This is a genomic window from Enterococcus sp. R12, from assembly GCF_058135755.1.
The window spans coordinates 950,604-962,857 of sequence record NZ_CM176874.1 but is presented as its reverse complement, the minus strand read 5'-3'; the positions used below and the strand labels follow the sequence as shown (position 1 = coordinate 962,857).

The 12,254-nt window shown below is 43.0% G+C and carries 10 protein-coding genes; 1 reads left to right on the top strand and 9 read right to left on the bottom strand.

Annotated features, from left to right (window positions below):
• Positions 1-51 precede the first annotated feature (51 nt).
• From ACTW1R_RS04510 to rhaB, 6 genes are all read right to left on the bottom strand, one after another.
• Positions 52-489, bottom strand: a complete 438-nt coding sequence (locus ACTW1R_RS04510) for a PTS sugar transporter subunit IIA (protein WP_312190490.1) — start codon at positions 487-489, stop codon at positions 52-54.
• Positions 482-1,960 (bottom strand): BglG family transcription antiterminator, encoded by a 1,479-nt coding sequence (locus tag ACTW1R_RS04505; RefSeq protein WP_489927459.1) that lies wholly within the window; start codon positions 1,958-1,960, stop codon positions 482-484. The genes ACTW1R_RS04510 and ACTW1R_RS04505 overlap by 8 nt, the downstream gene beginning before the upstream one ends.
• A 347-nt stretch (positions 1,961-2,307) precedes the next feature.
• On the bottom strand, positions 2,308-3,459 hold the full coding sequence (gene fucO / locus ACTW1R_RS04500) for a lactaldehyde reductase (RefSeq protein ID WP_270276985.1): 1,152 nt from the start codon (positions 3,457-3,459) through the stop codon (positions 2,308-2,310).
• Positions 3,460-3,543: 84 nt separating this feature from the next.
• Positions 3,544-4,368: a rhamnulose-1-phosphate aldolase gene (gene rhaD / locus ACTW1R_RS04495; RefSeq protein ID WP_005234418.1), complete on the bottom strand. Its 825-nt coding sequence runs from the start codon at positions 4,366-4,368 to the stop codon at positions 3,544-3,546.
• 7 nt (positions 4,369-4,375) lie between these two features.
• The gene (rhaA, locus tag ACTW1R_RS04490) at positions 4,376-5,629 is read right to left on the bottom strand and encodes an L-rhamnose isomerase (protein ID WP_270290608.1); all 1,254 of its coding nucleotides are present in this window, start codon (positions 5,627-5,629) and stop codon (positions 4,376-4,378) included.
• Positions 5,604-7,088: a rhamnulokinase gene (gene rhaB / locus ACTW1R_RS04485; protein WP_413158518.1), complete on the bottom strand. Its 1,485-nt coding sequence runs from the start codon at positions 7,086-7,088 to the stop codon at positions 5,604-5,606. Before rhaB ends, rhaA begins: the two co-directional genes overlap by 26 nt.
• 151 nt (positions 7,089-7,239) lie before the next feature.
• Here rhaB and ACTW1R_RS04480 point away from each other — a divergent pair, with 151 nt between their 5' ends.
• Entirely contained in the window at positions 7,240-8,121 is an 882-nt protein-coding gene (locus tag ACTW1R_RS04480) for an AraC family transcriptional regulator (protein ID WP_271814935.1), read from the top strand.
• Positions 8,122-8,254: 133 nt separating this feature from the next.
• Here the strand turns inward: ACTW1R_RS04480 and ACTW1R_RS04475 are convergent, their stop codons facing one another.
• From ACTW1R_RS04475 to ACTW1R_RS04465, 3 genes are read right to left on the bottom strand one after another with little or no spacing between them, the layout of a single operon-like run.
• Positions 8,255-8,611: a hypothetical protein gene (locus tag ACTW1R_RS04475; RefSeq protein ID WP_115232017.1), complete on the bottom strand. Its 357-nt coding sequence runs from the start codon at positions 8,609-8,611 to the stop codon at positions 8,255-8,257.
• Between the two features lie 53 nt (positions 8,612-8,664).
• Complete coding sequence (locus ACTW1R_RS04470) at positions 8,665-10,494, bottom strand: ABC transporter ATP-binding protein (RefSeq protein WP_205820704.1); 1,830 nt, start codon at positions 10,492-10,494, stop codon at positions 8,665-8,667.
• Positions 10,491-12,218 (bottom strand): ABC transporter ATP-binding protein, encoded by a 1,728-nt coding sequence (locus tag ACTW1R_RS04465; RefSeq protein ID WP_270290611.1) that lies wholly within the window; start codon positions 12,216-12,218, stop codon positions 10,491-10,493. Before ACTW1R_RS04465 ends, ACTW1R_RS04470 begins: the two co-directional genes overlap by 4 nt.
• Positions 12,219-12,254 lie beyond the last annotated feature (36 nt).

Sequence of the window (12,254 nt, the reverse complement as noted above, 5' to 3'; positions counted from 1 at the left end):
CCTCCTCTAGTTGAGTCCCTCTTGCCTTACTGAATTGATCATTCATTCCTATCAGCCACGTTGGTTGAGAAGGAAGGCTTCGATTTCTTCTTTTGATTTTTCTGCAATGAATTGCAGATTTTCTTCATAGGCGAAACATTTCATTAAGCGGATGACTGCTTGTTTCACCGCGGTTGTTTCGTCAGTCTTCATCAGGATCGCAAAAATCGTTTTTGCTTGCAGCGTTCCCTGCCAAAGGACTTTTTCACCTCTGACTAGAACGATTCCGCTTTTTTTCACCACTGCACTTTCAATGTGTGGTAGCGCAAAATCTTCAGCAATCATCGTATTGCCGCTCGCTTCTCGGGCTTGCAGTGCTTCAAATAGCAGGGTTTTGCTCTCCGTCAGCCCGATTGTTTGGCTAACAGCTGCAATCTTCCTTAAAACATCGACTTTCGTCTCTCCTGCTTTTGTTGAAACTAAAGTAAGGGACAAAGGGAATTTAGTCATTTCTCACCCTCCCAATCATCACTTCAAGGCGTTTTTGGTCTTCCATCGTCAGCATGGCGCTCACGATCACGACCGGAATCGGACTATCGATCGTTAATTGAACGGTTGAGATGATCATCTCCGTATCCGGGTGTTGCTTTAAAGCCGCTTCCACATCACGAGAAGGTAGGACAGCGGTGATTGCCAACTCACGAAATTTCTTATGCACTTTTACTTTTAATAATTCGGAGGTCCCGATTCCCGTAGTACAGACGATCATAACCTTGAGTTGTTGAGGATGTTCTTCGATCGCTTGAGCAAAGTAAAGGGTGACAAAGCCGATTTCATCTTCTGTGAGCGCTGGCAAATCGTACACTTGGCAGATTTCTCTTGCAGTCTCTTCGGTAGCAAAAAACAAATCTGTGTATTCTAATTTGATTTGCTCCAAAAGATTGTTTTTTACTTCAATCCCATGTCGCAATCGATTGATCATTGGTTTGATATGGCGAGCCAATTTACCGAATAACTCCTCGTCTTCAAATGAGCGCTGCAGCTGGGTACTCATTTTTTCTATAAATGCATTGGAAATCAGTTTTACTTGTTCTGACAGATCCTCTAATTCATCCGTGGCCTTTTGCATCCGTGAGGAGACGAGGTACTGATACATATAATAGCTTTCGTTTTCTGGTAATTTCGTATGCAAGTACTGTTCGCTATTGCCAATGATCTCTTTGGCGATGGTGGCTAACTCTGGGTTTTCTTGCATTTGCTGTTTCTCTTTCTCATCTAAAATATCCTCGTTAAACGAATTCCCTACTTTGCGAAACCGCCGCAATAAGATATACAGGTGAGAAAAAAGATTGATGTTGTATGGGTGAGGAATTACTAAGCCTAGATGATTTTCAATCAAATTCAGCTGTCGCAAAACAAACTCCGCATCATAACGGTTGAACGCCTCATTCGTCACATGCAGATCATCCAAGCGGATATTGCGGGTTTGCTGGATATACTCCTGCAATGCACGACGGATATTTTTTTCTGCACCGTTCACCCCGATCATTTTATTTTTGCGGGAAACCGTCAGCTCAAAACGCTGCAAAGCTTCAGAAATTAATTTCTCATCACTGCTGATGACCGTTTCACTCACATAAAAAGGCTGATACAGGGAAAAAATATTCTTTCTTTTGGGGGAAATAAGCAATAGCTCCTCCATCACCTTGTTACGGCGTTCCACTGGTGTCAGTGCATTCGGCATTTCTGCTTTCTGACTCTGGGGCTTTTCTTGATGATGGAAACTTAAGCGGTAGCCTTTCCCTTTTTCTGAGAGAATCACATAGTCAATCGTGGCATCCTCATTGATCGCTTTTACGATGCGATAAATCGACTTTGTAGAAAGTCGAAGCGCTGCGGATAGTTCATCGGCTGTGACAAATTCTCTCGTATTGGAAAGAATATGGATGATTTTTCTCTTTCGTTGTTCCATAACAGTCATGTAACCGTTCTCCTTTCTACACACTTATCATAGCACCAGGAAATGTAAGCGTTCTATCATTCTTTGTCCCCTTCAAGGGACAAAGACGATCGATAATAAGAATTACAATACAACGATAAGGACAAAAAAAACAGCCATTTTTCAAAATGGCTGTAACAAAATCTGTGTTATCATCAATGTTCCTTATTCAACTGTTGGAATAAGAAAAGCTGCTAGTTCCAATAAAACGAGAAGGAAAACGCCGCTTATCGAAACCCTTCAAACCCCGTTAAGGAGCAATCCAGGTTTAAACGGCTTGTGCAGCAAGCGAAATATCCACTCTCATTGAAAGGAATGATTTGAGCTTTTTACATCAACGAACGATAAAGCTCAATAATTTCTTCTAAAGTCGTATCCCGCGGGTTGCCTGGTGTGCAGACATCGTTCAAGGCATCTTTGGCGATGGCTGGGATATCTTCTTCTTTGACGCCTAATTCAGAAATGGTCGCTGGAATGCCCACATCTTTGCTTAACTGATCGATTGCTTGGCAAGCAGCATCGCGGACGTCTTCAAGTGACATCGTTTCTGCCCCTTCAATGCCTAAAACGATCGCGATCTCACGGTACTTTTCACCCGTAAAGTCTTTGTTGTATTTCATGATGGTTGGCAACAAGGACGCGCACGCTACTCCGTGAGGAATGTTGTACCAAGCGGACAATGGATGTGCCATGCCATGGACTAAGCCCAAGCCGACGTTTGAAAAGCCCATACCGGCAATGTATTGTCCTAACGCCATCGCTTCTCGTCCTGCTTGATCGCCATTCACGGAATCTCTCAATGAGCGGCCGATGATCTCAATTGCTTTGATGTGCAGCATATCAGTCATTTCCCAAGCGCCTTTGGTAATGAAGCCTTCGATGGCGTGGGTCATGGCATCCATTCCCGTTGCGGCTGCCAAGCTCTTAGGCATCCCCATCATCATATCGCTGTCCACAAAGGCTACCAGAGGAATATCGTGAGGATCTACACAAACAAATTTCCGATGATTTTCTTCATCTGTAATCACATAGTTGATCGTTACTTCGGCTGCAGTCCCAGAAGTTGTCGGTACCGCTAAAATCGGCAAGCATGGATGTTTCGTGTCTGCCACGCCTTCCAAACTAATCACATCTGAAAATTCAGGATTCGTAGCAATGATCGCGATCGCTTTTGCCGTATCGATCGGTGAACCACCGCCAATCGCAATGATACAATCGGCTTGGGATTCTTTGACAAACGCTAAGCCGTCTTTGACATTTTGGATCGTTGGGTTCGGCACGATCCCATCATATAACGCATAATCGACACCTGCTTCATCCAATAATTTCGTCACTTTGGTTGCAACTTCAAATTTCACCAAATCTTTGTCGGTGATCACTGCCGCTTTTTTAAACCCTCGTGCCTTGAATTCGGTCGGTACGTTCTCGATCGCTCCTTTTCCAAAATACGATGTTTCATTCAAAATCATTCTATTTGCCATTCTTCCTACCTCCATTTGTTTGTTTATTCACAATATATTTTAAATAGAAAAGACTGAAAGCCTTTTCTATTCTTCTACCATTGATTATACCTCAAGATAGCCTGCTCGGGGAGTGACTTTGAAAGCGTCAGCCAGTTTTTTCAGATTTTCATCTGTAATGGTTTGTAAAATTGGGCCTTGCGCTTTGACATAGGTGTACACTTCCGCAGCTTTCTCTGCCGTTTCAATCAAGCCAAAGACTTCGTCCATATCTTTGCCAGCACCATAGATCCCATGTTGCGGCCAAAGAACCAAACGGGTCTCTTTCATTTTAGCAGCCGTTGCTTCGCCGATCTCATTCGTTCCTGGGACCATCCAAGGAATGATGGAAACACCTTCTGGGAAGACCACCAAGCACTCCGTACACATTTGCCACAAGGTCCGCGTGAAACTGCGTTCATCCAACTCATGGGTAAAACTCATGGCTAAAAGATGCGATGCGTGGTTATGCATGATGATTCGGTTTTCTGGATCGACCGACAAGCGAGCGATATGACTCATGAAATGACTTGGCAGTTCACTCGTTGGCACCGCACCATTTTCCAAGCCCCAAAGCAATTCCAATGTTTGCCCATCTTCTTTGACTCGAATCACACCAAGGTTTTCCGCTGGATGTGCCGCTACATTTTTAAAGTATTTTCCTGAACCTGTCACGATAAAGTACTTGCCAGCTAGTGCCGTGGCATCAAAAATCATGGGAATTTCCCGCAAGACGCTTTGCGGATCGATGAAAGGCAAGATCTCTTCTTCTGTTAATAAGTAAGAAATATTGCCGCCGTTGCGCTCATCCCACCCTAAACGGTAAAGGTTTGCTGTCGTTTCCATCATTTCTTGTACAAAATTCGCTTGTAAAATATCAATCTTTTTCATCGTTCTCCTACTTTCTGGCTTTTAAGACGGTTTCTTCATAGGCTTTCACTTCTGATAGCCAATCCAGACCTGCTGGTACCCCTTGGCTTTCACAGAAGTAATTCCAAACATCTGCATACGGATAGTCTTTTAATTCTTCCGTCATGGCTAAACGAGTGGTGAAATCACCTGACAATTCGATTGCTTTTAGTTCTTCGATCGGTTCTAGCATCGCTTTTAGCAACGCTTTTTGAGTATTGCGCGTCCCGATCACCCACGCAGCGACCCGATTGATCGTCGCATCAAAGAAATCTAACCCAATGTTGGTTTTTGACAATAAGTCATTGCGAACCAATTCGCGACCAATCTCTTGCAATTCATCGTCCATGATCACGACATGATCACTATCCCAGCGTACAGGACGGCTGACATGCAGCAAAATGCCTTTGCTAAATAGTGCCAATGAAGACAGTTTATTGGAGATCACTTCGGTTGGATGGAAATGTCCAGCATCCAAACAAATCAATTTATCGCGTGTCAAGCCATAGCCCATATAAAATTCATGAGAGCCGACGGTGTAGGCTTCGGCACCAAGACCAAACAACTTGCTTTCCACGGCATCTACCGTGTATTCCGCTGGCAATTCTTCAGCAAAAATCTCATCTAATGCTGTCATCAAGCGTTCCCGTGGTGTAAAACGATCGATTGGGTTGTCTTTGTAGCCATCTGGCACCCAGAAATTATTGACACAGACTTGCCCAGTTTCTTTCCCCATATAAGCAGCGATTTGACGAGAACGTTTGCCGTGTTCGATCCAGAACTGACGAACTTCTTCATCTGGTGAAGCAAGGGTAAAGCCATCTTTGAACATGGGATGTGAGAAAAAGGTTGGATTGAAGTCTAAACCTAAGCCTTGTTCTTTCGCCCAAGCAACCCATTTTTCAAAATGCTTCGGCTCCAATTCATTTAGATCCACTGCTTCCTCGGTGTCTAAATAGATGGCGTGAAGGTTCAATTTGTGTTTTCCAGGAATCAAAGAGTAGGCTTTTTCTAAATCTTGGCGCAACTCCTCTGGGGTATGGGCAGCACCAGGATAATTCCCCGTTACAGAGATCCCACCAGATAATGCTTCATCACTCAAAAATCCTTGGACATCGTCCCCTTGCCAAACATGCATCGAGATTTTCACATCGGCTAATTTTTTCAAAACCGCATCCGTGTCGACGCCTAATTTAGCATATGCTGTCTTAGCTTCTTCATAACGCTGTTGAATCGTTGTCATTTTTTCCTACTCCTTTTATAAAACGTTGATAGTTGCTTAAAATCTTGTGATCAAAAGACTGTGGTTCATGAACACTGCAAGGAAATGAGTGTTTGACCGCGCGGCGTGCTTCAGCCAGCGACGTGAAGATGCCAGCACTCATCATCTGAATTAAAAGATTACCGATCGCCGTTGCTTCACTTGGGCCAGCTTCGATCGTCAGCTGCGCAGCATCAGCCGTCAGTTGATTTAAAAAGCGATTATTGGAACCGCCCCCCACGATATGCAGTTTTTGCAGCTTGTTCGTCGTACCTGTCAGCTGTTCCAGCTTTTGTAATTCACTGGCATAGCAAAGCGCTAAGTTATCATACACACAGCGAGCCAGTTCCCCTGCGGTTTCTGGAACTTTCTGCTGGGTTTCTCGACAATACGCTTGCAGTTCAGTAATCATGTTTTCTGGATTCAAAAAACGAGGATCATTGACATCGACAAACTGTTGAAAAGCAGGCGTTGCTTGCGCCAATTCCGCCAATTCTGCATAGGAATACTGATAGTCTTGCTGCCGAGCCACTTCTTGGATCAGCCACATGCCCATGATGTTTTTTAAAAAGCGAATCGTGTTGTGGGCACCCCATTCGTTCGTATAATTTTCATCAAAGGCGGCGAGGGAAACATTGGGTACTTTGGTTTCGATCCCCAGCAATGACCAAGTCCCGCTGCTGATGTAGCCCCAATCTGCCCCCTCGCCAGGTGTACCGATGATCGCTGATGCCGTATCATGACTAGCGACAGTGACAAAGGTCGCTTGTGGCAAATCATAGGCTGGAAACTTCTGTGTTTGCAGTGCGCCTAAAACCGTTCCAGCATCAACCAATGGTGGGAATAGGCCTTCTGTTACGCCGATCTCAGCTAACAATTCTGCATCCCATGTTTGGGTGTTGGCATTTAGAAGCTGCATCGTCGAAGCATTGGTTTTTTCCGTGACCATCTTGCCAGTAAAAACGTAGCCCAAGTAGTCTGGAATCAGCAGCAGCTTGTCGGCTTTTTGCAGCAGTTGCGCTTCTTCTGCGGCTAACTGAAAAATCGTGTTGAAGGGCTGCAGCTGAATGCCTGTTTTCTCATACAGTTTTTGCAAAGAATAGCGCTGACCAAAAGCTGCGATCGCATCATTGGTGCGACTATCTCGATAAGCGACTGGGTCGCCTAAACGTTCGCCTGCTTGATCGATCAAACAGTAATCCACTGCCCAGGTGTCGATTCCGACGAAGCAGTCATTGATACCTGCTTGTTTCACTTTTTGCAGTCCTACTAAAATCTCTTGGATCAAATAATCGATCGCCCAACGGTCAAAGCCTTCATGAGGACGAAAGCCGTTTTTAAAGCGATGGATCTCTTCTAAAGTGATCTGCTCATTTTCCCAACGGCTCAGCATCAGACGACCGCTTGATGCACCGATATCGATTGCGATAAATGTGTTCACTGGTCTCCACCTTTCATTATCTTGTTTAAAAATAAATCGATTACAATTCACTGATTCATTCTTGTTGCCTCAATTTTAGCTTGACAATCAACGAGTTTCATCACACAATTTTGATAAAGACTTGCACAATCTTGGTAAAAAGGAGGATCCGATGGATTACTGGGAAAAAGCCAACCACTCATGGTCAACTGATTCACTGCGTTACATCAATACTTCAACCCAAAAGCAGCGTGAACTTTTCTATTACATTCAAGAAATCGGCTATTTCAAAGCCAGCAAACCTTACTTTACAGAACGAGAGAACCTGCCTTCTTATTTGATCAAATATACATTGTCCGGCTGCGGTGAATTGCGCTACAAAGGAAAAAGCTATCAATTGAAAGCAGGTGATGTGTTTTTTATCGACTGTCTAGACTATCAGTACTACCGTACCGTTAGTCAAGATCCCTGGGAAATGGACTGGATCCATCTATATGGCGCCAACGTCGCAGCGTTTTATGAGGAATTCCTCAAAAATGGCAGTCCAGTTTTTCACACCAATCCTGCCAGCAGCCGCCAAAATCCGATCCATTTGGTCTTACAAGATTTATTGATGTTACAGCCAGAACCAAATGCAAAAACTGCCTTCCAAAGCTCTGTTTTGATCCATCAGCTGCTCAATGAACTGCTTCTGCAAAAATATCATCTCGACTTTTCGGATAGTGAAATCCCGCCTTATATTTTGCAGATTCGTGACCAGCTAGAAGAAGATTTCCGTCAAGGGATCACCTTGGAATCTTTGGAGGAAAAGTATCATATCAATAAGTATCAAATCGTCAAGGAGTTCTCCAAATATATGGGCTTGCCCCCCATCGAGTACCAGATCAGCAAACGCATCTCTTATTCGAAAGACCTTTTACGCTATTCTCGGCTTTCCATCAAAGAGATCTCATTGGCGATCGGCATCGAAAACACCGCCTATTTCAGCCGTTTATTCAAGAAAAAAGTCGGCATTTCACCTAGTGATTATCGACAGACAGAGAATGGACGGTAGGGCTGGTTCTTATTAAAAAAGCACTTACTGTCATGTGTAGAAAGTACGACCGCAAAAGTTTAACTTTTGAGGGTCTCTACAGAAATGGTTGTAAGTGCTTTTTATTCGCATTGGTCGCTCGACTATACCTTTGTTAATGTGTTTCAATAATGATCGCCAGATCCTCCGACTGATTCAATTTAGGGTTTCTTAAGGCACGATATCCGTCAGTTACAACGACGGTAAACGCCTTTTTTTGCTGGATCGTAAAGGTAAGTAACTTTATAAGTAGACGATCTTTTAGATTCCCATTCACTATCAGCCGTACATTCGCTTCGGAGACGATTTTTTGTACCTGCTTAATACTTTGAAATACATTGACGGAAAGCTCTTTGAATGTGACAAAATGGATCACTTTTTTGGGATGACTGCCCAATAAAAGATCGGCATCCGTTAGTACCTCCTTGCTTGTCGCTTGTCTGTTTAAGAGATAATCCATTATTCTTTTCATCGTATCCTCCCTTTTCATTTCTCTCTGCTTGCTTTTTCAACCGATCGAATCCTCTAGGTGGCAAACTGGCTCTGATAGATCTCGCTATATAGTCCTTCTTGCTGAAGTAATTCTTGATGGCTACCTTTTTCAACGATCGTTCCTTTATCCATTACAAGAATCAAATCAGCATTTTTAATGGTGGACAAGCGATGAGCGATCACAAAGCTGGTGCGTCCACCCATTAAATTATCCATTGCTTTTTGGATTTCGACTTCTGTTTTCGTATCCACACTGGAGGTTGCTTCATCCAATAGTAAGATATGGGGATTCCCTAGAAACGCTCTGGCAATACACAGCAGTTGTTTTTGCCCCTGAGAAAGATTTGCTGTTTCATCACTAATCACTGATTCATACCCCTTCGGCAGTGTGCGAATAAAATAATCTGCATGGGCCATTTTTGCGGCTTCAACGATTTCAGCCTTCGTTGCCTTATGACGGCCATAAGCAATATTGCTACTGATGGTGTCATTACTTAACCATGAATCCTGCAAGACCATTCCAAAAAGCGAGCGTAAGTGATGCCGTTTGAATTTCCTGATATCTAATCCATCAATCGTGATCGAACCATCATTCAATTCATAAAAACGCATCAGTAGATTGATGAGTGTTGTTTTCCCAGCGCCTGTTGGTCCGACGATCGCTACTTTTTGGCCTGCTTTGACCTGAAAATTTACCCCATCCATCAGTAAATCTTTGCCATAGCCAAAGCGGACATTTTCAAAGCGAATGTTTCCTTTCGGCAATTCTGTCAAATTCACACCAGCAGAATCGTCCAATTCCTCTGTTTCGTCCAAGACGTCAAACACTCGCTCTGCCGACGCGATCGCTGCTTGAAATGAATTTGCGACATAGCTGGCTTCTGCTAAAGGTTCCGAAGCTTGGTTGACATATTGGAAAAATGCCTGAATATCACCAATCGAAATTCTCCCTTCAATCGCTAATTTCGCACCTAATGCAGCAATAATGACATATCCAGCTTGATTGGCTAAACGAATCAATGGCGTAATGACATACATGCCAAATTGTGCTTTTTTATCATCTTGATACAACTGCTGATTCGCTGCTTGCGTACGCTCATTGACTTCTTCTTCAAGGGTAAATACTTTGATTTCTGTTTGTGCCGAAAAGTATTCTTCGATACGAGAGTTGAAGACTCCTAACGAGCGTTGACGATTGGCAAAATACTTACCGATTTTCACACTAACGAGTGCGGTAAGTAGAATGCCCGCAAGGATCGTAGCTAATGAAACCAAAGTCATCGTGTAGTTGATGCGCCACATTAAGAATAACGCACCGATAATCGTTAATACTGAGGTAAACAAACGCATGATCCCAGACTGCAACACCTCGTTGACTCGTTCTAAGTCATTTGACACACGACTCAAAATCTCTCCTTTTTGACGATCATCATAAAAACGCAGAGGAACGTTCGTTAGTTTTTCGCTCAATTCTTTCCGTAAGGCGAGCACGAGTTTCTGAGAAACAGTTGCCATCAAGTATTCTTGCATATACATCATTCCCGCACTGAGACTATACAAAGTCAAAAGGACCAGCATGACTCTTCCGAGTTCCTGAAAATCGATTGCAGCTGGACCAGCTCCCATGAGCATTGGCATAACTCCTTCGACGATCAAGTCGATTCCTTCACTAAAAATCAGTGGTGCTCTAAGCGTCAAAACGACACCCATGATAGCAGACAGAAAAGCCGCCAGCAGACGTCCTTTTTGCTGCATCAAGTAGTTTATTAAACGGGTCAGTGTTTCTTTGCTGTTTCGAGCTTTATCTAATGAAAATTCAGCATCGATAGTTCCAGTTGACTGCTCATTATTTTCTTGATTCAAACGAGTTCCTCCTCACTCAATTGTGACCTTGCAATATCTAGATAATGCGGACACGAACGTAACAGTTCGTGGTGGGTTCCTTTCCCTACGACTTTCCCTTCATCTAAAACAATAATCTGATCTGCATCCTTGATCGTACTGATTCGCTGCGCTACATAAATAACGATTGCCTCTTTCGTTTCTTCTTTCAATGCTTTGCGCAAGGCAGCGTCGGTTTTAAAGTCTAATGCCGAAAAACTATCGTCAAAAACATAGACTTGAGGCTTTTTCATCAGCATTTTGGCAATAGCCAAACGCTGTTTTTGCCCCCCAGAAAAGTTAGTTCCTCCTTGAGATACGGTTGTTTTTATTCCATGTGGTAATGAAGAAATAAACGGGGTTGCTTGGGCAATCGATAATGCATGATTTATTTCCTCCTCAGTTGCCCTCTTATTTCCATGACGCAGGTTTTCAGCGATCGTTCCACTAAACAAGTATGCTTTTTGAGGAACAAAACCTATCTGCTTTCGCAGCTCTCTTTGTGGGACATCTGCAAGAGCGTAACCATTTAGTAGGACCTCTCCTCCTTGTGTATCAATGAGGCGTGGTATTAGCTTAGCAATTGTACTTTTACCAGAACCAGTACCACCGATGATCGCCGTTGTGCTCCCCGCTTCACAAGTAAAGCTCACATTATGCAACACAGGATTTTCCGCATCGCTATAGCAAAAACTAACATTGTTGAATTCTAATTTAGCTTTCTCTGTTCGTACATTCATCGTCTCTTTCCCATCTTCAATTTCTGGAGAATAATTCAGAACTTCTCGAATACGTTTGGCACAAGTTATCGCTCGGGGCATCATTACGAAAGAATACAGAGCCATCACAGAATAGAAGAGAATGTTCATCGCATACTCCATCACCGCAGTAATATCACCGATCTGCATATCCCCAGCATTGATTCTTTCCGCTCCAAACCAGACAATTGCGACAGTTGCTACATTCAAAATCAATAAAATCAGCGGCATCATCAGAGCAAACCAGCGATTGATCCGAATGTTTAACTTTGCAAACCTATGGAACGACTCATTCATTTGCTGCTGTTCCAATTTGGTTCGGTTGAAGGCCCGGATTACTCGAATCCCTGAAAAAAATTGTCCAACTCTTTCATTGATCTGGTCTAACCCCGATTGAACTTGATCAAACATGGGCATAACTTTATTAATCAACAACGCTGCAATAACAAAGAAAATAAACATAGTTATAAATATGATCATAGCCATCTGTGGCTCTCTTAAATAAGCCAAAATCATACCGATAATGACGACAAACGGCATAGGTAATAACATCTCGAAAAACATACTTAGCATTGCTTGAACTTGTTCCACATCATTAGTCGCTCTAGTTATTAATGAGGACGTTTTGAATTGTTTAAAGTCTTGTATTGATAAAAGTTGGGTTTTCTTAAAAAACATATTTCTTATGTTTCTGGAAAACTTTGCCGAAACGTCAGCTGATAAATAGGTTGATAAAATAGCCGCAGCACCAGTTCCAACTGCAACTAACAACATGCTTTTTCCAATCTCATAAACCTTATCCAGATCTGCCTGTAAAACACCCTCATTCAAAATATTGGCTGTCAAAGTAGGCAAATACAAAGTTCCCAGCACTTGCAAGCTGATGAATACGAGCAAAAGCAACAGCTTTTTTTTGTTTATTTTGGCTCGTATAAATAAATTCCACATAAATCTACACTCCTCTAATCATAGTTCCCTTTGCCA

Coding starts and splice junctions, on each gene's coding strand:
- ACTW1R_RS04510 (WP_312190490.1), bottom strand. CDS start 489: ATGACTAAATTCCCTTTGTCCCTTACTTTAGTTTCAACAAAAGCAGGA.
- ACTW1R_RS04505 (WP_489927459.1), bottom strand. CDS start 1,960: ATGACTGTTATGGAACAACGAAAGAGAAAAATCATCCATATTCTTTCC.
- fucO (WP_270276985.1), bottom strand. CDS start 3,459: ATGGCAAATAGAATGATTTTGAATGAAACATCGTATTTTGGAAAAGGA.
- rhaD (WP_005234418.1), bottom strand. CDS start 4,368: ATGAAAAAGATTGATATTTTACAAGCGAATTTTGTACAAGAAATGATG.
- rhaA (WP_270290608.1), bottom strand. CDS start 5,629: ATGACAACGATTCAACAGCGTTATGAAGAAGCTAAGACAGCATATGCT.
- ACTW1R_RS04480 (WP_271814935.1), top strand. CDS start 7,240: ATGGATTACTGGGAAAAAGCCAACCACTCATGGTCAACTGATTCACTG.
- ACTW1R_RS04475 (WP_115232017.1), bottom strand. CDS start 8,611: ATGAAAAGAATAATGGATTATCTCTTAAACAGACAAGCGACAAGCAAG.
- ACTW1R_RS04465 (WP_270290611.1), bottom strand. CDS start 12,218: ATGTGGAATTTATTTATACGAGCCAAAATAAACAAAAAAAAGCTGTTG.